This window comes from Pseudoalteromonas sp. XMcav11-Q, assembly GCF_040104525.1.
Classification (GTDB): Bacteria; Pseudomonadota; Gammaproteobacteria; order Enterobacterales; family Alteromonadaceae; genus Pseudoalteromonas.
Map to the genome: position 1 here is coordinate 234,951 of NZ_JBECOX010000002.1, position 19,346 is coordinate 254,296.

Here is a 19,346-nt window from a genome sequence, read left to right on the forward strand (position 1 = left end):
CAACTTGATCCGAAACAATGAATGAGATGAGAGTAAACAAAAATGGCGAGCACAATGCTCGCCAATTCATTACTTAATTACAAAAAAGTAGGGTGTTATTTTCTTCTACGTAGCAGCGCCAGTGGTGCAGCTAGTAGTAACCAAGATAGTGAGTCATTTGAAGGTGTTGATGTTGGATCTGGTGTAGGTGCTGTCGAAATGATGAATTAAGCGCTACTTTTATATTGTTGATTCAAACTAGAAAACCGATCACGGTGAGTTGATTTAAGGTTTTTATTGCAAATATATACACTCTATCTTTAAATGATACTTTAAATAAGAATAAGTACTTAATACGACAGCGTTTTATATCATGGGAAAGCATATGGATCTAAATAGCTTTAAAAGCAGGTGTTTAACAGGAATTTTCGCTGCAAATAAGGAGTCTCCTGAACTGACAACTTTGTTTGACGAGTTTGTCAAATTCTTTGGTACACTGAGTGGAGTTGATACTCAGTTTGATATGAATGATTGGAGTTGTGTTCATACTGAATATGGTGTTGCTATTTCTCCTGTTCAGGCAGCTAAATGCTCTCAAGAACTGCTGCGCAGTTTGATTTTTATGCAAGGTGTAAAAGCGGCTATCGAAGATAAACAGCAAGAAGGGTTATCTGAAGTTCATATTTTATACGCAGGCACTGGTCCTTACGCCACGTTGCTGCTTCCATTGTTAGCACTACATCCCAACCTTCCTGTTAGGGCAACCCTGATTGACATACATCCAGAAAATATAGCTGCGGTAAAAAAGTTAATTGATGCTTTTGATGTAGAGCACCGTATCGAACGCTTGGTTTGTTGTGATGCATTAAAATGGCAGGATGAAGAAAAATGTAGCTTTGATATCGTGATTTCTGAAACGATGACAGCATTACTAAAAAGAGAGCCACAAGTTTGGATCTTCAAGCACTTATTTCCCTACCTAAAAGAAGACGGTATTTTGATCCCTGAGTCTATCGCGTTGTCGGCAATGTTAAATAGAAAAGGGGAGCAAATACACGTTGGAGAATTTTTTAACTTACAGAAGTCTTCGGTACAGAAGCTCAGCCGTGGTGACGATACGTTATTACGTGGGGAGTTGATTATCCCGGATAGCCACCAGCCTGGAGATGGCTTTAAGTTGCAAACGGATATTATAGTCTATGGCCATTATGTCCTTGGTGAAAATGAATGCAGCCTCAATATTCCTTTTACTATTCCATGTGAGGCGACAAATTTATCTGCTGGCGCTATTGTTAAATATGAGTACACCAATTATGAATCTCCTGAGTTCGTGTTCAACTTCCCAGCATCGCCGCGTTTTGTGCAAGATAATCACCTTGCACCAATAGATGAACAGGGGAAGCTTGGCCTTGTCGGAATAAAAAGTGCTTTTCAGCATTCTCAGCTCATCAAGTATGGTAAGAATGTGGCGATGCCTGAAAATATTTGGTTATGTCAGCAAGCTTTATGTGAGGCTTGTGATATATCACTCCAAGATTGGCTATCGCAACTTTATCAGTCAGCTACATTAGAAGTTTTTGAAGCGTGGCTGATCGAGCAAGAATCGAGGTTACAGGATAGCCTTTTCATTAATGAACTTAATTCAAAACTCTTACTTAACTATAAAAGCGAATGAGATGCTCATATTAGTTCAAGGGGTTTTTTACACAACCTCCAGCTTTGAGCAAAATGGAGAATGCGGATGATAATAAGGAATTTATCTTGAGCAATTCGCTGCTTGTTCATCAGCAGTTATTTTCTGAGCCCAACATACACTATTTAACAATCCACTCAGATAGTGAAATAGTTGGCTTTATAATTTTAGCCGTTGAACCAGAACTGAAAAGTGTTGAATTTTGCCGGATTGTGGTTGCTAAAAAGGGATTGGGAATAGGGCAAGAAGCGATAAATCAGATGGAAAAATACGTGTTAGAGGAGTTGCGTATAACGCGAGTTTGGCTAGATGTTTTTGCAGATAATACGCGAGCGCAGCACATATACCAAAAGCTTGGATATCAGCAGTTCGATACGATACCTTACGACAATAAAATCCTGTTAATATTCGAAAAGCACTTACACTAATGTCTAAATCAAGTAACGAAAATTATCAAAAATGGTTAGCTGTATATGGGCGGTTAGTGGACTTCTCACTTGAGGATTGGCTTCTTATGGCTCCGTATATAAAAATCGGTCATATCACAGCCGATACGATGCTATTCGAACAAGGTGAGAAAATCTCGAGTGTTTATTTCTTATTAGATGGATATGGACGTTATTTCTACCTAGATGAAAAGGGTAATGAACGGAACAAATCTCTGCTACAGAAGGGCGGGGCATTCTCTTGTTTATCTTGTTATCTAGAAGAACAGCCGAGTCCATTTTCAACGCAAACGCTAACAGACTGTGTTATTGCCGAAATTCGCTATGCTGATTTAATCACTGTATCTGAGCAAAACCTCAACTGGGGACGGTTTGTGCGCAAAATTTATGAACAGTTAGTGCTTAAAAAAGAGAAACGCGAAGCGGCGTTACTCCAGTTAAGTGCAAAGGAAAGGTACTTACGCTTTATCACGGAAAATCAAGCATTAAGCCGCTCGGTTGCTTTGCGCCATATCGCAATGTACCTTGGGATCACGGATGTATCGCTGTCGAGAATTAGAAAAGAGCTTGGCTTAACATAGGTTAAGGCACAGCAACAAAATTCGCATTACCTTATCTCTAATTATTGTTCTAAAGGTAAGGAATAACATCATGAAAAAGCTACTGCCTCCTATTTTACTGTTTTTATTTGTCATATTGATGCCTGTGGTGTGTTGGTTGATTGCTGCACCACATTTTATTTATTACCCTTTAAATCTGTTAGGGTTAATACCGATTGCTTTGGGGTTTGCACTGGCCAAGTCGGGCAGCATGATATTCGCGAGGGAAGAAACCGATATTATGACTTTCAATAAGCCTGATAAATTAGTGGAGGCTGGGGTATTTCAATATACCCGCAATCCCATGTACCTAGGTTTTGTCATTGCATTACTAGGCTATGCCGTATTAATCGGTGGTGCACTCGTGTCATTTTTGTTTGTGACTGCTTTTTTACTTATTGCCGACAGATGGTACATTCGATTTGAAGAAAAAATGATGGAACAAACTTTTGGAGATGCCTATTTACGCTATCAAAGGAGAGTGCGTCGTTGGCTTTAAACATCCAGCATAAATAAGGGTTAAATGGTGCAAGATATTGATTATTCAAAATCCCTACAAACAATCGTTGGAAAAGTGGTTAGGGTGTATCAATCTGGAGATATGCTTACCCAAGATCATCAACCTCAGCGACTTAATATTGAGTTAAACGACGCGCAACAGGTCGTGCGTATGTGGTGGGGATAGCCCCACCCAGTTTGTATATTGATTGATGAAGATGATGTATTTCGTCCAATAAAATGACTAAAGGTAACAAGATGCATATTGGCCTAGTTAAGGTATTTTTTGTTTTAGCCACGCTCACGAGCCTAGCTGTCTATGCCGTTAGCTACGATGAAATAACAGATATTGATGCGCTAGCGGCGCATTTTGATGAGCCCACTTTTGAACAACACTTCTTAGAAGAAGACATGGAGTTCATTTGGTTTTACTTTAAGGATATTGACCATTCCTTTTTAGTTAATACCGAAACGGGAGAGGTCTGCCATCATTTTAAAGGCAAAAAGAGAGAGTCTTGTTTTCCGGCAAGTTATTTTGAGTAAATCTATTTAAAGGAGCTGCGATGTCACACTCAAGTTGTAATTTGGTTCAATCTCCTTGCATCAGAAAGTGTTGTTTGGATGATAAAGATGTGTGCTTAGGTTGCTTTAGAACGTTGGACGAAATCACCAGCTGGACAAGTTACAGCGAAGATGAAAAGCTCAAAGTCTTAGCGCATTGTACGAGGCGCAAACAGCAACATGCTCAGAAATATAATAGGAATTGACCTCTCTATAATGACAAAGCAAAAATAGCTCAGCTTTTGTCTCGCTTTTGGCACAGTCATTACTGTAGTCGTGTCTCATTTTCGAGACATGCTTTATCGGGTATTATCTTAATTTATTTTTATGTTATTGATTTATAATTAGAAAAAGTTTGGCCTGAAATTTGATTCATCAACTGTATTCTCAAAGTGGAGTACAAAGTATGGATATAAAACTGGCGAAAACAAAGCGCATGCCGATTAAGAAGCTCGCATTGCTTGTAATTGTGCTACTTGTGGTCGGTTTGGTGTTTTTTGCCAAAGCGTATACCCAAAGTGCATCAAACGTGGTTTTCCAAGAAGAGTTAATCGTTGCTACAGTCCAACAGGGCGAGTTTGAACTCAGTGTTAAGGGACTTGGTAGTCTTGCATTGGAGAAACGCCATTTGGTTACCAGTAGTAGTGGCGGCAAAGTAGTTGAAGTGCTGGTTAAACCGGGTGAAATGGTCACTCAAGGTACGCTACTTGCTCGGCTTGAAAATCCATCACTGCGCGAAGCGCTCATTCAAAAACATAGCCAACTTACCAAAATTTCAGCACAACATGAGGCTGAACTTGCAGAGTTAAAGGCCAAAGTGCAAGAGGCCCACACCGCACATCATGATGCTTTGTTGGGTTATAAAGCAGACAAAATTCAGTGGCAGGCGCAAAAAACCTTAATAGAAAAGGGCAATAGCACTATCTCTATGCTTGATCATCAACGCAGCGAGTTTGCAATGCAGCGTAGTCAAAAGCAAGTGGAGTTACAGCAAGCTAGGGTTGCCACTCAGCAACAAGTACAGCAGGCGAAAGCCAAAGCGCAGCTGGCTGAGCAAGCAAGCCTACGATCCGAAATTAAGCTACTTGAAGAGAATATCGCAGCGCTTGATGTGCGCTCGCCAATCACTGGACAAATTCAGGATGTGCTGATTGAAGTGGGCATGCAATTGTCTAATACCAGTTCAGTTGCAGAGGTGGCAGATCCGCGTTTGCTGGTTGCTAAGATAAACATCGCGGAACTAGATGCGCCGCATGTACAAGTTGGGCAGTCGGCTACAATCGATACTTACACTTCGCGTTTTAACGCCATCGTAAAACGTGTTTCCCCAAAAGTCACCAATAGCCAAGTTGAAGTGGAGCTGAGCATTGAAGACGCTTTGCCAAGAGAAGCCAGAGATAAACTCAACATTGAAGGGGTTATTGTAACGAGCTATAAACCCGAGGCTATATTCGTCGCAATACCGGCCAATGCCATTGCAAATAATCAAGCGAGCGTGTTTGTTGTTAATAAACATCTCGCGACGAAAAAAACGGTTAAATTTGGTCAGCGTTCGGTAAACTACATCGAAGTGCTTGAAGGCCTTAATAAAAATCAAACTATCATTATTTCCGATATGGAAAAGTATACTCAAGATAGCCAAGTGCTAGTGCGTTAACAGGACACTATTATGAACTCAGTCATTCAACTTAATAACATCAAAAAGCGGTTTCAGACGGATGAAATTGCAACTCAAGCACTAGACGGTATTAATCTCGTGGTAGAGCCCGGCGAGTTTGTGGCTATCACGGGACCTTCGGGGTGCGGCAAGTCTACGTTACTGTCAATTTTGGGCCTGATTGATGAGCCAAGTAACGGCGAGTATTTTATCAGCGGTAACCAAGCATTTAATTTGAGCTCAGACGAGCGTGCTCATATTCGCGCTAACCATATAGGCTTTATTTTTCAGGCATTTAATCTTATCAGTGATTTAAATGTACTTGAAAATGTCATGTTACCGCTGACTTATATCGGCGGCATTAGCCAAAAAGAAATGGAGCAAAAAGCCAAAGATGCACTGGCGATGGTGGGGTTAGAAAACCGAGTCAATCATTTTCCCTCTCAACTTTCAGGTGGTCAGCAACAGCGGGCCGCAGTTGCAAGAGCGTTGATTAACAGCCCCGACCTCATTCTCGCCGATGAGCCGACTGGTAACTTAGACTCAAACAATGCCCAGCAAGTGCTAGGGTTGTTGAGCGAGCTTCATGCTGCTGGCAAAACGATATGTATGGTAACGCATGATATTGAATCAACGACCTACGCCAGCCGGGTGATCTCAATGCTTGATGGCAATATTTTACGAGATAAAAAGCAGCTTGACCGTGTAAGTAAAGTCGTTGGAGCTTAGTATGGGATTACTTTTAGATTTTCGCTATGCGCTGAGAAACATCGCAAAATCAATGCGATTTACGTTATTGATGATGTTTATTATGGTTGGTAGTTTGACCATATCATTGATTGGCTTTAATTATATTTATACCGTGGCATTCTCACATAGCCAAGTAGGGAATGGCAGCTCTGAAATCAGGATCTTCAAGGTTCGCAACCCTATCAGCACGCAAAATCGATTTGAATATAGCATGCTGCCACAACTACGAGAACTTGATGAAGTTAAGCAACTTGAGGAGTGGCTTTATATTGCACCTGTGAGTGTTTGGGTAAGTGACGCTGAGCGAGGAAATCATTATCGAGGCTCCTATGTTGATGAGCGCTTTTTCCAGTTTATGGATATTAAGCCTGAGCTCGGGCGATTTTATACCGCTGAGGACTTTGTGGGATCAGCTCAAGATGTAGTCGTGATTTCAGACTATCTATGGTCGCATTTATTCCAAGGTAGCGAAGATGTTATTGGGCGTACGATGATCGTTGATCAAAAGCCCTACGAGATAATCGGCGTGATGCCCAAACGTAATAACTTCCCGATATTTTCTAAACTCTGGCTACCGCTTAAAGGTAATAACGCAGCACCTGCTGATGCTATTGATATTATTTATAAGATGCCAAACGAGGTGGTAGAGTCAAAGCTGGAGCAACGCTTAAGTTTATTCTTCACTGACTATGCAAAGCAACGCGCTAGTCAGTCAGAGCTCGAGGTGGATAAAACAGTTCGAGTTGAATCAATGACTTTAGTAGAATACAACACTGATGGTGAGGCGATATTTGTATTTACCCTATTTATGATAGGTATCGTACTTATTTTGCTTATTTCCTCAATCAACATTAGTAACTTACTCTTTGCCAAAATAATCGAGAGACAAAAAGAATCGGCTATTCGTGCCGCGATTGGTGCGAAAAAATTAAGAGTTGTTCAGCAGCATGCCTGTGAGGGCTTTATTTACTGCTTTAGCAGTTGGGTAGTGGCGCTATTGCTAACGGATCTCGGTTTGCGGGCACTAAACTTTGTTATTAATATGATGATTGGTGGCAAAATGCCGTACTGGTGGTATTGGCAATTAAATACCATCACTATCTTGGTGTCATTGTTGTTGATAAGCTTTGTATTTGCTATTGCTGTGCTGTTACCTGCGGTGAAAACCGCTAACTTTAACATCAATGATGTACTGCGAGACGGCACGCGAGGTGCAACCGGCAAACAGGCTGGATTGATGTCAAAACGGCTATTGTCTTTGCAGGTGACTTTAGTGAGCTTTATGCTGATGGCGTCGAGCACCATAGGTTATGTGATGTACTCTATGGCGGGAAACATCGACGGAGAGACTCTCAAAGGGGTGCATTCCACTGAGCTGCAATTTCAAGCTGAAAACGAATTTTCGAGTGATAAAGCGGTCGAAATGGCAAGCGCGTTGGTTGTGGGTATGACACTGGATCCTGCTTTTAAAGAAGGGCGCGTGTATCAGCGTGAGATTGAACTTGATGTGCAAACAAGCGAAGGCGAAGTCTACACCGATAAAATCATAAATATTGAAGCTGTAACTCATCTTTTCAATCGCGAACTGCAAAGCGGCAGAAACTTTACCGCACAAGACAACACAGAAGCGGCACCCGTGGTGATCATTAGTCAGTCTCTCGCAAAGGCTTTGTTTGGCAGTGAGGATGTATTAGGACGCTCACTGATGTTACGTGATGCAAAATGGCCAAGTGCTAAAATAATTGGCATAGCAGTGGATGAAATGAGCGTTGTCGCCAGTGAACGTCGTCATGAGGTCTATTTTAGTTTTCGTCAATATGCGCCAAAGGATAACGCAATGGCGGTTAAATTCGTCACTGAACTGCCGCCAAGCCAAAGTTATGAAGCGTTCTATCGCGTGTTAGGTAGGCTTTCAAGTAAGCTCGAAACTAGCTATGTTTTTGATCACTACGACAACCATCGCTCTATGATGGGGGCATTCACTAGCATCATTTATGTGTTTTTGATTGTGGGTGGATTTGCCTTAACGCTTTCTTTAATCGGCATTTATGCCATGGGCCTTAGTAATATTAATAAATCTAGCTATGAAATAGGCATCCGCCGTGCGCTTGGCTCCAAAGATCGCCAGATCATGTTGTTATTTATCAAGAAAAATCTAACTCATACCGTTACAGGGCTGACTATTTCTGCATTAATTTTCTATATCTTGTGTTATCTTGCTGTAGACTTTTTCCGTGGTATTGTGCCGTTTAGTGTTATGTTTGGTGCGGGTAGCATTACTTTGCTACTGGTATTTGTTGCGGTATGCCTTGCGCTTTATATCCCGGTGAAACGCAGCATAAAAGTCCAACCTGCGGTTAGCTTAAGAATGGAATAATAATTTGAAAAAGGTGTTAATAGTAGACGACTCGCTTGATATTCAAGCGAGTCTGAAGTTTTTACTTGAGGATGAAGGCTACGCCTGTCACGGTGTGGTGACACCAGAGGCAGCATTTGATTATGTCAGTACACAGGAAGTGGACTTGGTGCTATTGGATATGAACTTTACCCATGACACCACCAGTGGCAAAGAAGGGTTGGCGGCGATTGCTAAGCTCATTCAAATAGATCCGCTTTTACCCATTGTGGTGATGACTGGTTGGGCGACATTAGACCTTGCCGTTACTGCCCTAAAGCAAGGAGCGGCCGATTTCATTGAAAAGCCATGGGATGATGAGCGCCTTGCTCATAGCATCAAAGTACAAATCGAGAAGCGAGCTGACAGACAACATTTAGCGCGGCTATCTGCTGAAAACGAACGCCTTAAACAGCCCCAACAAACGATCAACTTTGTTACGCAAAGTGAGAAAAAACAGCGTGTGCTGACACAGCTCACCCAGTTGGCACAAAGCGATATGAACATCTTGCTGACCGGTGAAAATGGCACAGGAAAGAGCTATTACGCACAGTATGTACACGAGCATTCAAGTCGTGCTGGTGGCAGTTTTATTTCGATTAATATGGGGGCAGTGAGCGACGAGCTATTTAACTCTGAGTTATTTGGCCATAAAAAGGGGGCATTTACTGATGCGAAAGCAGATCGAGTGGGTGCATTTACACTCGCAAGTAATGGCTCGTTGTTTTTAGATGAAATTGCCAATTTATCTTTGCAATCTCAAGCAAAGTTGCTTCAAGTGCTAGAAGAGCGGAAGTACGCGGCGGTTGGCAGTCACAAAGTTTTGGATAATACTGCGAGAATAATTTCTGCCACCAACTGCCAACTCAATGAAGCGATTGCCAATAACCAGTTTCGCCAAGATTTATATTATCGATTAAATACTATAGAAGTAGAAATACCGCCTTTAAGAGCGTGCCCAGAGGATATCTTGCCATTAGCAGAGCGTTTTTTAATGCGCTTTAGTCAAGATTACAAAAAACCACCACCAATCATTATGCCTTGTGCTGCTAAAGCACTGAGTGCTTATGACTTTCCTGGCAATGTAAGAGAGCTTAAACATATGATGGAGCGCGTGGTATTTACATGTTCAAACGCCCGAGTATTTGCCAGCGATTTGGCGCTCAGTCCCACACCGCACTCAGCGTTGCAATCGGTGAATACTGCTACTGTGAGCACATCAGAAAATCACGATTTAACGCTGGATGAAATTATTGAGCAAGCACTATTTAAAAGACTGGAATTTCACGGTGGTAATGTATCAAAAGCGGCGAAGAGCTTGGGACTATCGCGCAGTGCGTGGTATCGCAAAATGGATAAATATGAGTAGGAGATAAGCAAGCTTGTTTTATCGATTTGGACACTGGTTGTTAAGTGCATTACTACTCGTTATTGCTAACGTTCTGCTCCTTGTGCACAATTACCCGGTTGCACTCGTTATATTGCTAGATTTGGTATTTGCGCTGTGTTTTGCACTGCTCACTTATAAATATAGCTCTACAAGACAAAACACTATTAATCTCATTGATACCTTGTTGATATCGCTTCGCCAAGGCGATTATGCTCTAAGAGCGGCACATGGCAAAGACGCACAATTATATTCAACGGTGGAACACTTAAACGCGCTTGCACAAACCATGCAAGCCGATCAGCGAGCGCTGGCAGAGCAAAGCGACCTGCTAAAGCAAATCATTGAAAAGCTTGATTGTGCACTTATCGTGTTTGACAAACAAAGCGTTGCATTTGCCAACAGCTACGCTGAGCGCACCTTTTTTGACTGTTACAAAGACGATGCTTGGCGCTGGTTTCAGTCATTACAAGCTCAGCAAAAACAAGGAAAGGTTTCGGTGATGCTTGACGGTACCGAGCATGCTTTTTTGCTTGAACACGACAGCTGCTACATTGCCAATAAACCTCACACTCTACTGGTTTTAAAACAGCTCGATAGTATTTTATATCAACAAGAAAAAGACGCATTACAGCGGTTTGTCCGTATTTTAAGTCACGAGATCAATAACACCATAGCGCCGATTGGTACGATAGCTCGCAGCCTAACCAAGCGCCTAGACCGTGAGTTAGATTTAGAAAGGTTTACTAGTGGGCTGTCACTCATCAACGAGCGCGCCAATTACCTTAAATCTTTTATGGGCAACTATGCCTCACTTGCCAAATTACCTCCTGCGCATAAGCAGATTGTTGCACTCAGTGAGTTTTGCACTCAGCTACAAAGTATCTACCCTCAGCTAAAGGTAGAAAGCACAGCGGACCTGCTCGGTTTTTTTGATACGAGTCAAATCAAACAGGTGCTTTGCCATCTTATTAACAATGCCCAAGAAGCGTGCACACCTTCGCCAGAAGTCACACTCAACATCACCCCCGATGCAGACAAGTTAGCGTTTACGGTCACAGATACAGGCCCCGGTTTTTCCAACCTAAACGAAGCTGCTGAAGCATTTTACACCACCAAAGCTGATGGCAACGGCATAGGCCTTATGCTCTCTCGCATTATTATTGAAAACCACGGTGGACAACTCAAACTAGGCAATAACTCAAGCGGTGGTGCAAAAGTCAGTTTTAGCGTAGAGCGTGGTGGAGGTTGAGTGCTGAAAGCAGCAAAAATAACAAAGAGACCCCGAGCAAAAGTAACGACAAAGTAACGAAGACACCCAGTGTAATGTATTCCAAATCATTAGTGAAAGAGTACAAGTATGAAGCGGGTCGCAGGGTGAAAAATTTGAAAGACTTTAATTAAAAAACAACATTAATAAGGATTGTTTATGACATCACGATGCATTTTATTGGCACTTGCACTGGTTAGTACAATTGTGTTTGCAACTCCACATAATAGCTCGCTTGACCCAACTAAGGGAACTTGGCAAAACAAAGATGAAGATGGTGATGGTGTGTTAGACGAGCATGATGAGTTTCCATTTGACAGTCAACGCGCTCGTTATCCCGAAATTGTCGAGATTGAACCTAATGATAACCCCAGCAATGCGGTAAAAGTTGCGCATCAACTTCCGTTTAAAGTAAAAGGGGTTATTTCAAATGCGGGTGATAATGGCGATTTGTACCAATTTAGTGCAAACAAGGGCGACTATATCTCAGCTCGCATTACCTATAGCTCCGATAATTTTAAGCCTAAAGTGTATTTTTCCGAGCAAGGTGGTTTTGTGATCAACTCATCGCAGATCCATACCCATAGCGCACTCAAAATGGCGCATATCCTGACTAAAATACCCCATGACGGAAAATTCAATTTGAGCGTCATTGATGATTTTTCGGGTGGCGCGCCGGACTATTCCTATGAAATTTACGTATTTAAAGATAAGGACACCGACGGTATTGATGATCATGCAGAATATGCAATTGGTGTTGAACCAACTCGTATTGATACCGATAGAGATTCTATCCATGACTTCTATGAATATTATGTAAAGCAAGGTGCTACACTCGATGAGGACAATAACGGGGTAATTAACTTATTAGACTTAGACAGTGATGGCGACGGCATTAGTGATGAGCGCGAAGGCTCAGGAAATGCAGATCAAGATGATAAATTAAACTTTTTGGATCTTGATTCTGATAATGACGGCATAGCGGATGCCGACGAAAAACTCAACGCGAAAGGATGGCCGGAAGACTCTGACAAAGACGGGGTTGAGGGTTTTATCGATCTCGATAATGATGGCGACAAAGTGTTAGATATTTATGACGCCGAGCCGTATGAGCGAGTGCGAGGCTTTAGATTAAGCGATTCACCGAGTGTACAAATATCCTCTCAAGCCGGTTATTACAATGGCTATTCATTACCTCGAATTTATCGTATCGGCGATAGTGTTGTATTTACTGGTGATGACTTTGCCGGGCTGGAGAACCCAAAAGTGGTTATCTATAACGGTGAAGAAATTTATAATATCGCGCCAACATCGCACACTAACTCAGAGCTAATCTTTGAGCTCAATCTACCATTTCGCAAATATAAGGCATTTATTTACACTCGAAATAAGCGTTCTAATGAAGTGCGATTAAGCCCATACAAAGCGGGTTCACCGTTAATATTTGGATATGCCTCAATCAAAGTTCAAGAAGGTGAGCAATATGAGCTTAAGGGAGTGGGGTTTGATGATAAAACCCGCATCATAATGGGAAATAAAACACTTGTTCCTTCAACTCATACACCATCTAGTCTTACATTTACGATACCAACTGGTATAACAAAAGGCATATTACAATTAACGAATAATGTTGGAACGAGCAATAAGGTTCGGTATCGGGTGCAAGCACGCTAAAAAATAAAGAACGATAGTAGACCAAAGAAGATTAAGACACCCACCTCAAAGAAAGAGAAAAAACGGTTAAAGTTTGTCGTGGGTGTCCGCCATTATTCTACTTGGGACTGCATAGTCACATATTTATTATATGATAATTGAAGTGTTACCAAAACACCTCCAACAATCAAACATACCCAACCAAACGGTGCAAAAGTAGAGTATGAATCACTATATTGACCTGCAAAGTAACTAGCTAGCGAAGTAGCAAAGAAAAATATGGCATAGCTTGTACTTAGTAATGGCTTGAATCCATGTTTAGCAATAATTGACATAAATATTGCCGAGCAAAATACCTCCGCAATAGCTTGAAGTATCATCACAAAAATGATGAAGTCTTTTACACTTGAATTTTTTGTAATGCTGTAATTAAGTATATGCCAACTTAATGAAAATATAATAAAACCAAGTGCGACCTTATACCAAGAGCTGACTTTAAAAAACCACCACAAAGTAAAACATACAACACAAGTAGCGATAACTGTCTTAGCATTTATCGAAAAACCCAACCCACTCATTATCTGAGGAAATGCTTGATATAGATTTCCGCCACCAATTTCAAAATAAGACCAAAATAAAGTCGACAATAAGAAAATGACAATTACTAAGCCAACTCCACTAAAAAAGTTACTGCCTTGATTTTGGGTGGCTACATTTGCTTTATGGCTTTGCCGTGGCACTGCTGAACGCTGACTATACATGATGATAAATACAAGCGCGCTAACTGCCGCAGCCATTATGAAGGCTACTGACCAACTCACGTTTTCAACCAAAATACCTATTGTCATGGGCCCTATAAATGCGCCCAGATTTATCACCAGATATTGTCCTGTAAAAACGCTATCGAGTTTGCTCGGCATTTTTTTCAATTGGTGGGCTATTATTGTTGGAATGTTAGGATTGAAGAATCCAGAGCCTAACGCAATCAATCCAGCCGAATATAAAAGGTGTTGGCTCTCTACGAATCCTAAACTTAAATATCCAAAAAACATTAATAAAATGCCCAATAAGGTAGACTTAAACGCTCCTAACAAAAAATCTGATAAAAGACCTCCAATAAATGTTGCCAGATAAACGTACATAGTGAACTGACCGTAAAAATCAAGCGTCTTAGATTGGTCCCAACCAGCCCCACCATTTTGGTCCATTAAAAACAGAACAATGAAGGCTCTCACCCCATAATAAGCTAACCGTTCAAGACAACTAGCTAATAGTATCCACCCAACAGATTTACTAATTGGAGCGTTTTTTATGAATTCCACTCTTAATCCTTTTTTATTTATTTTTTATATTTTTATATTTTTATATAAATTAAATTTCTGCTAGTTGCGAGGTTTTGGGATAATATTATTATACATTGTAATATAATTTACTAGCTTTCTAATTCAAATGGTTTTAAAGCTCGAACACCACCCCACCCCCAATTATCAAGCAATCTTCTACTGAATACTATTCATGAGCATGTTTGGTGTAGGTAAAACCACTCATGGTTGCGCACAGCATGGACACATCATCCTGCTGAGCGCTATGGGTATATAAAGTGATAGAAAAATAACAAAAGAAAATAACAAAGACACGCACCACATTAATTTTATGCGGAGCAAGCATACAAGATGAGACTAAGTGCTTTTATGTCTCTCTAAAATAGTGTCATTTTTCAGAGGGAGGGGTCTACAGGACACATGAGTAATGTGGCCTGTAGACCTCAAGCCAGGTTATCGAAATAAGCAAATGACGTTTACTTCTTATATTTTTCAAACCAAGCTAGGGTATGTTCAATCTTACTGATCATCCGAGAAGGACGGCCTGCAATTCCATGTGGCGCACCTGGAATTTTGACCAGTACAGAATCAATTTTACGCAGCTTAAGTGCTTGGTAGAACTGTTCGGTTTCGGCCATTGGCGTGCGCAAGTCTTCTTCACCCGTCATTAGCATGGTTGGGGTGGTTACGTTGCCAACGAGCGAAAGCGGTGAGCGTTGCCAATAGTGTTCCATATGCTCCCATGGCATACCTGGGAATTGCGTTGGAATTTGACCAAGGCCACTGTCAGCGGTAAGTACTTTACTCAGCCAGTTGATCACAGGCTTTACGACAACAGCAGCGTTGAAACGGTTAGTTAAGCCAATTGCGTAGGCTGTTGCGATACCACCTGCAGAGCCGCCAGCAATAAACAGATTATCTTTGTCGATAAAGCCTTTCTCAAGCATAGCGTCTACCCCTGAGTTATGATCGGCAAAGTCTTCTTTCGAGCTGTATTTGTACTTGAGCAACATCGCAAAGCGCTCGCCGTAAGAGCTGCTGCCTCTGTGATTGTCGTAAAATACCACATAACCTTCGGCGGCATAACGCTGTAATTCTGCTGAGAAATGGGGGCCGTAGGCTAAGTGTGGACCACCGTGAATTTCTAGTAGTAATGGATATTTTTTGTTTGGGTCAAAATTTGGTGGCGTAATATACCAGCCCTGAATTTTCTCCCCGTCGAACGACGAGCTATACGTGATCTCATGCACTTTACCAAGGGTTTTATGTGCAAGTAGGTCTTCGTTAAGGCGGGTTAATTGCGCTACTTTGCCTTTTCTTGTCGTGATTGCGATGTCAGCAGGGCGCTCACTCGAACCCTGAGTAAAGGCAATTTCTCCATCAAAGTTAGCACTAAATTCACCGCTTAGATAAGGGCGACCAAGGGTTGTGCCTGAGAGCGTATCTGTGATGTCGGTAATTTTGCCTTTTGTGGTGATGCTCGCGAGCTTTCGCTTGCCGTGGTCATCGTACGTCATCGCCAGTCTATCACTGCTAATCCAAGTTGGGTTTTGGATTGAGCGGTCGAAGTCTTTGGCAATCATGTGGGAGGTTTTGTCCTGCCAATCCATGATATTCAGCTTGCTATTACGGTAAGGGTTTAGCGCATTCGATGCACTAAGATAAGCCAGCTGTTTACCATTTTCGGAAAAACTAGGTGCGTACTCACGACCAGGAGCCGACGTAAGCTGGGTGATATTACGGTTAAAATCAACTTCGAATAAGTCGCCTTCTAGGCGCTTGTATTCCCAGTCTGCAATACGGTTTGCTGAAAATACAATGGCCTTAGCATCTGCTCGCCACGCGAGTTTCCCACTATGGTGATAATTACCAGAGGTTAATTGGCGTGGCGTGCCGCCTTCACTCGGTAACACGAAGATCTGGCGATAGCCCGGTTTGATAAGGCCTCGGCCATCTGCTTGGTAGTAGGCTTTGTCGATAACAATGGCAGAGTCGGACCACTTCGCGCCTTTTGGTTTTTCTGGCATCTTGGCAATGACTGCTGGCTTTTCAGCAACCTTTTGGCTAAAAGCCAGCCATTTGCCATCTGGTGACCAAGTTAAGCCACTGATCCCAGATTGCAACTGTGTAAGTAGTGCCGTACGGTTTTGAGCAAGATAATGCACATGAATTTGTGTGCTGCCAGATACATTGCTCACAAAGGCGATTTTGCTACCATCCGGCGACCAGCGAGGTTGACTGTAATTGTTTTCATCAGAGAAGAGTGGTGATTGTGCGCCTGATTTCGTATCGACCAGCCACAGGTTTTGTCGCTTAGCATCTTTCATCACGTCATTATTGTTACGCACATAGACAACTTGAGTACCATCTGGGGATATTTGTGGGTCGTTTGCATATTCCAGTTCAAAAATGTCTTTAGCCTGTAATCCCACCTCAGTTTGTGCTAGTGCTGGCAATGCAGCGCAAGCCAGTAAAGTGCAAATAAGCGTCCGTTTCAATTCAAAAGGCATATCGCCACCTTCAATATAATTTTTATGTGGGCTTCATAGTTATTCAGGTGTAATTCAATGTCACCTAATACGCGATAGAATGAAATAAAAACTCGGTGTATCAAATGAAGGGGAGTGTAAGAAGGTTGTTTACGATAGACAAAGAATAGTTCTGCTGGATACAATGCGTACCTGTGAATTATCCGTCGTTCATTAACTTGATTTTGGTATGATCTACGTGGCGCTCTGATCATGACGCAACAATAACGTAAAACTGTCATATGAGTGACGTACCTAACATAAGGATTTTTCACGATAATATCCAAACCTCAGGTTAAATAGTGTCAATAACCGTATTAAGTATGCATTTGCGCTATTCAGGCTCTACTCGTATGCAGTTTCTACCTGCTTTTTTCGCTTGGTATAGGGCTGAGTCAACTCGCTTTAGCATCTCAGATAGGTCTTGACCATCTTGTAAACTGCCTACGCCAAAACTGGCTGTGATCTTGTGTGGGCAGGATAATTGAATGGCTTCAATCGCTTTACGGATCCGCTCTGCTACTTTCTGTGCATCGTTGAGATAGGTGTTGGGGCACAAGATAAGAAACTCTTCACCTCCCCAACGAGATGCGATGTCCGTTGACCTTAGACTATTTTGAATTTCCTGCGACACGAGCACCAACACTTCATCGCCGATATGGTGGCCAAACCTATCGTTCACTTGTTTAAATAGATCTAAGTCTAGAATAATCGTGCTAAGGGGAAGGCCTTTAGTTAAGCACTCTGTCGTTTCCTCGTGTAGTGCCTGATTCATTTTTCTACGATTGTATAAATTGGTTAGTTCATCCTTATTCGATAGCACTTCCAATTGCGCGGCCTTGACTTTATCTTGTGTGACATCCAGCATCAGGCCAATTGAATTAAGTGGTTGGCCAATGCCGTTTAGTAGCGTTTCACAGTGGTGTCTTACATAAAGTGTGGAGCCGTCAGCTCTAGTTACAACATGCTCAAATGTGGTGCTTCCACCGTGAACAAAAACATTGTGGAGCTGCTGTTTTATTGCTAGCTCGGCGCTTGGATCTAGTGCATTGATAAAGTCGTCCCACTGTGTAATGGCTTCGCCATCAATACCGAGCATGGCAGCAAGTTTATCGCTCATTTTAACGCTGTAGGTTAGGTGGTTAAGCCGCCACGTACCGACATTAGCAAGCTTTTGAATATCCAGCAGAGCTTTTCTATCGTATTCGTTCTCACGTAACCTTTGTTGCAGCTTGTGGTTTTCTATTTCTAATGCCAGAACTTCATCTTCAAGTTTAGCAATTAGATCTGCGTCATCTGATTTAGGTGGAAATACTTCGCTCATGCATAACCCATTGGCTAATTCAATTTTTCTGCGCACGTGTATTGAGTGCTTCTTCGGCCATTTGTGTGCCGACTAGTCGCGATTTTATTTTTTCATATACTATTTCTCTGGTTGTTGAACTATCATCGGCGAATGGCGAAAAACCACAATCATCACAAGTGCCTAGCTGTGGAATAGGAATAAATTCACTCGCCAGTAACACGAGATCTCGTACGGATCTTGGGCTCTCAATTTCACTACTGTTCGGGTTAATCACGCCAATAAATACACGTTGGAAGGGCTTGAGGATGCTGCCTATCAGCTTCAGGGTTTTCTTGGGGTTCTCTTCACCTCTAAGTGCAACGTAGAAGCTTCCTGCATTAATGTCGAAAAGCGTAGGCAGCAGATATTTATAGTCAATGTCGGCGCTATGGGTTGCATCAATATCAGCACCCGGACAGGTATGAATACCAATTCGTTGCCTTTCGCTATCACTAAATTGGGCGAGACATTTATTGATTAACTCAACAAAGGACTTGAGGGTCTGACCTGACGGGTCTAGTTTTAAAGACAGCCTCGCTTCTGTAAAGTCAATTTGTACTTTGTGTGCACCCAGTGCTAAGCAGCGTTTTACTTCGCCAACATGCTCAGTTATCAAATCACTGATAAAACTTTCGTGATCGTAATTTTCAATCCCGTGAGATGGATAAACTAAGCTCAACATTGAAGGAGAAATAACGGCTTGTTTGACGGGCACAGTTGCGTGTTTGAGTGCGAAAGCGAGAAATTCATCCGCCGTATGTTGATAGCGAAATGGCGGTACTTTAAGGTGTGGCGCAAAGACCCGAGAGTGACCATCGTTAAAATCAACGAGCAAGCCCTGATCTGAGTAGCAAGGTGAATCGTGTAAGCAATAGTGAGCAAAACCATCAAACTTTCTTTGCTCGCCATCACTGACGATCTGACAACCAATCGCTTCGAGCTCTTTTATCACTTGTTGTGTTTCACGCTCTGCAATTTCGTTTAAAACTGCGTAACTTATCTTTCCTTGCTTATAGTCCCTGTAAGCGCTTATTAAACAGGGGTTTCGAGGAATTGATCCGATTTGTTCGCTGGGGATCTGGAACCGCGCCATCGTAGTCTACCTTCTCGAGTTGCTTATTCTAAGTAAAACGATAAAAAGCCATAAATAATCAAACAAATGTGCGCTTATAGCAATCCAGTTACTTTGTCTGCTTTACAAACGCACAAGCGCCAATGTGAGTATAGGATCAAATAGATATAATCGCCTTGATTACATGGGAT

18 protein-coding genes are annotated in these 19,346 nt (G+C 42.0%); 14 read left to right on the top strand and 4 right to left on the bottom strand.

Going from position 1 to position 19,346, the window contains the following annotated elements; translation table 11 throughout:
* Window positions 1–42 precede the first annotated feature (42 nt).
* From ABMY45_RS04485 to ABMY45_RS04550, 14 genes are all read left to right on the top strand, one after another.
* Window positions 43–210 carry a hypothetical protein gene (locus tag ABMY45_RS04485; protein WP_174169572.1) on the top strand — a complete coding sequence of 56 codons (168 nt, stop codon included), beginning with the start codon at window positions 43–45 and terminating at the stop codon, window positions 208–210.
* Between the two features lie 154 nt (window positions 211–364).
* Window positions 365–1,654: a class I SAM-dependent methyltransferase gene (locus ABMY45_RS04490; RefSeq protein WP_239422049.1), complete on the top strand. Its 1,290-nt coding sequence runs from the start codon at window positions 365–367 to the stop codon at window positions 1,652–1,654.
* A gap of 86 nt (window positions 1,655–1,740) precedes the next feature.
* Window positions 1,741–2,100, top strand: coding sequence for a GNAT family N-acetyltransferase (locus ABMY45_RS04495; protein WP_239422047.1), 360 nt, complete (start codon window positions 1,741–1,743; stop codon window positions 2,098–2,100).
* A gap of 86 nt (window positions 2,101–2,186) precedes the next feature.
* Window positions 2,187–2,699 (top strand): Crp/Fnr family transcriptional regulator, encoded by a 513-nt coding sequence (locus ABMY45_RS04500; RefSeq protein WP_349288473.1) that lies wholly within the window; start codon window positions 2,187–2,189, stop codon window positions 2,697–2,699.
* Window positions 2,700–2,769: 70 nt separating this feature from the next.
* Window positions 2,770–3,216 carry an isoprenylcysteine carboxylmethyltransferase family protein gene (locus tag ABMY45_RS04505; RefSeq protein WP_239422043.1) on the top strand — a complete coding sequence of 149 codons (447 nt, stop codon included), beginning with the start codon at window positions 2,770–2,772 and terminating at the stop codon, window positions 3,214–3,216.
* Window positions 3,217–3,240: 24 nt separating this feature from the next.
* Complete coding sequence (locus ABMY45_RS04510; RefSeq protein WP_010603803.1) at window positions 3,241–3,402, top strand: I78 family peptidase inhibitor; 162 nt, start codon at window positions 3,241–3,243, stop codon at window positions 3,400–3,402.
* Window positions 3,403–3,473: 71 nt separating this feature from the next.
* Window positions 3,474–3,758 (top strand): hypothetical protein, encoded by a 285-nt coding sequence (locus ABMY45_RS04515; protein ID WP_239422041.1) that lies wholly within the window; start codon window positions 3,474–3,476, stop codon window positions 3,756–3,758.
* A gap of 20 nt (window positions 3,759–3,778) precedes the next feature.
* Window positions 3,779–3,982, top strand: coding sequence for a DUF1289 domain-containing protein (locus ABMY45_RS04520; RefSeq protein ID WP_102058347.1), 204 nt, complete (start codon window positions 3,779–3,781; stop codon window positions 3,980–3,982).
* Between the two features lie 200 nt (window positions 3,983–4,182).
* Window positions 4,183–5,433: an HlyD family efflux transporter periplasmic adaptor subunit gene (locus ABMY45_RS04525; protein WP_239422040.1), complete on the top strand. Its 1,251-nt coding sequence runs from the start codon at window positions 4,183–4,185 to the stop codon at window positions 5,431–5,433.
* 12 nt (window positions 5,434–5,445) lie between these two features.
* A complete protein-coding gene (locus ABMY45_RS04530; RefSeq protein ID WP_010603799.1) occupies window positions 5,446–6,162 on the top strand; it encodes an ABC transporter ATP-binding protein in 717 nt (238 codons plus the stop codon).
* 1 nt (window position 6,163) lies between these two features.
* Entirely contained in the window at window positions 6,164–8,560 is a 2,397-nt protein-coding gene (locus ABMY45_RS04535) for an ABC transporter permease (protein WP_239422038.1), read from the top strand.
* A gap of 4 nt (window positions 8,561–8,564) precedes the next feature.
* The gene (locus ABMY45_RS04540; RefSeq protein ID WP_206472566.1) at window positions 8,565–9,947 is read left to right on the top strand and encodes a sigma-54 dependent transcriptional regulator; all 1,383 of its coding nucleotides are present in this window, start codon (window positions 8,565–8,567) and stop codon (window positions 9,945–9,947) included.
* Between the two features lie 13 nt (window positions 9,948–9,960).
* Complete coding sequence (locus tag ABMY45_RS04545; protein WP_349288474.1) at window positions 9,961–11,217, top strand: ATP-binding protein; 1,257 nt, start codon at window positions 9,961–9,963, stop codon at window positions 11,215–11,217.
* A gap of 177 nt (window positions 11,218–11,394) precedes the next feature.
* A complete protein-coding gene (locus ABMY45_RS04550; RefSeq protein WP_349288475.1) occupies window positions 11,395–12,909 on the top strand; it encodes a cell surface receptor IPT/TIG domain-containing protein in 1,515 nt (504 codons plus the stop codon).
* Between the two features lie 92 nt (window positions 12,910–13,001).
* Here ABMY45_RS04550 and ABMY45_RS04555 read toward each other — a convergent pair whose 3' ends face one another.
* The 4 genes from ABMY45_RS04555 to ABMY45_RS04570 all read right to left on the bottom strand — a co-directional run bounded on the left by ABMY45_RS04555 (window position 13,002) and on the right by ABMY45_RS04570 (window position 19,176).
* A complete protein-coding gene (locus tag ABMY45_RS04555; RefSeq protein WP_349288476.1) occupies window positions 13,002–14,210 on the bottom strand; it encodes an MFS transporter in 1,209 nt (402 codons plus the stop codon).
* A gap of 476 nt (window positions 14,211–14,686) precedes the next feature.
* On the bottom strand, window positions 14,687–16,720 hold the full coding sequence (locus tag ABMY45_RS04560; RefSeq protein WP_174169561.1) for a S9 family peptidase: 2,034 nt from the start codon (window positions 16,718–16,720) through the stop codon (window positions 14,687–14,689).
* A gap of 352 nt (window positions 16,721–17,072) precedes the next feature.
* Window positions 17,073–18,062 carry a GGDEF domain-containing protein gene (locus ABMY45_RS04565; protein ID WP_227388098.1) on the bottom strand — a complete coding sequence of 330 codons (990 nt, stop codon included), beginning with the start codon at window positions 18,060–18,062 and terminating at the stop codon, window positions 17,073–17,075.
* A gap of 19 nt (window positions 18,063–18,081) precedes the next feature.
* Window positions 18,082–19,176: a 5-methyltetrahydropteroyltriglutamate--homocysteine methyltransferase gene (locus ABMY45_RS04570; RefSeq protein ID WP_206472557.1), complete on the bottom strand. Its 1,095-nt coding sequence runs from the start codon at window positions 19,174–19,176 to the stop codon at window positions 18,082–18,084.
* Window positions 19,177–19,346: the final 170 nt, after the last annotated feature.

Excerpts from the sequence above, each read along its gene's own strand:
- ABMY45_RS04525 (WP_239422040.1), top strand. The coding sequence starts at position 4,183 with ATGGATATAAAACTGGCGAAAACAAAGCGCATGCCGATTAAGAAGCTC.
- ABMY45_RS04570 (WP_206472557.1), bottom strand. The coding sequence starts at position 19,176 with ATGGCGCGGTTCCAGATCCCCAGCGAACAAATCGGATCAATTCCTCGA.
- ABMY45_RS04510 (WP_010603803.1), top strand. The coding sequence starts at position 3,241 with ATGGTGCAAGATATTGATTATTCAAAATCCCTACAAACAATCGTTGGA.
- ABMY45_RS04560 (WP_174169561.1), bottom strand. The coding sequence starts at position 16,720 with ATGCCTTTTGAATTGAAACGGACGCTTATTTGCACTTTACTGGCTTGC.
- ABMY45_RS04535 (WP_239422038.1), top strand. The coding sequence starts at position 6,164 with ATGGGATTACTTTTAGATTTTCGCTATGCGCTGAGAAACATCGCAAAA.
- ABMY45_RS04530 (WP_010603799.1), top strand. The coding sequence starts at position 5,446 with ATGAACTCAGTCATTCAACTTAATAACATCAAAAAGCGGTTTCAGACG.
- ABMY45_RS04490 (WP_239422049.1), top strand. The coding sequence starts at position 365 with ATGGATCTAAATAGCTTTAAAAGCAGGTGTTTAACAGGAATTTTCGCT.
- ABMY45_RS04520 (WP_102058347.1), top strand. The coding sequence starts at position 3,779 with ATGTCACACTCAAGTTGTAATTTGGTTCAATCTCCTTGCATCAGAAAG.
- ABMY45_RS04565 (WP_227388098.1), bottom strand. The coding sequence starts at position 18,062 with ATGAGCGAAGTATTTCCACCTAAATCAGATGACGCAGATCTAATTGCT.
- ABMY45_RS04485 (WP_174169572.1), top strand. The coding sequence starts at position 43 with ATGGCGAGCACAATGCTCGCCAATTCATTACTTAATTACAAAAAAGTA.
- ABMY45_RS04505 (WP_239422043.1), top strand. The coding sequence starts at position 2,770 with ATGAAAAAGCTACTGCCTCCTATTTTACTGTTTTTATTTGTCATATTG.
- ABMY45_RS04500 (WP_349288473.1), top strand. The coding sequence starts at position 2,187 with ATGGCTCCGTATATAAAAATCGGTCATATCACAGCCGATACGATGCTA.
- ABMY45_RS04515 (WP_239422041.1), top strand. The coding sequence starts at position 3,474 with ATGCATATTGGCCTAGTTAAGGTATTTTTTGTTTTAGCCACGCTCACG.
- ABMY45_RS04550 (WP_349288475.1), top strand. The coding sequence starts at position 11,395 with ATGACATCACGATGCATTTTATTGGCACTTGCACTGGTTAGTACAATT.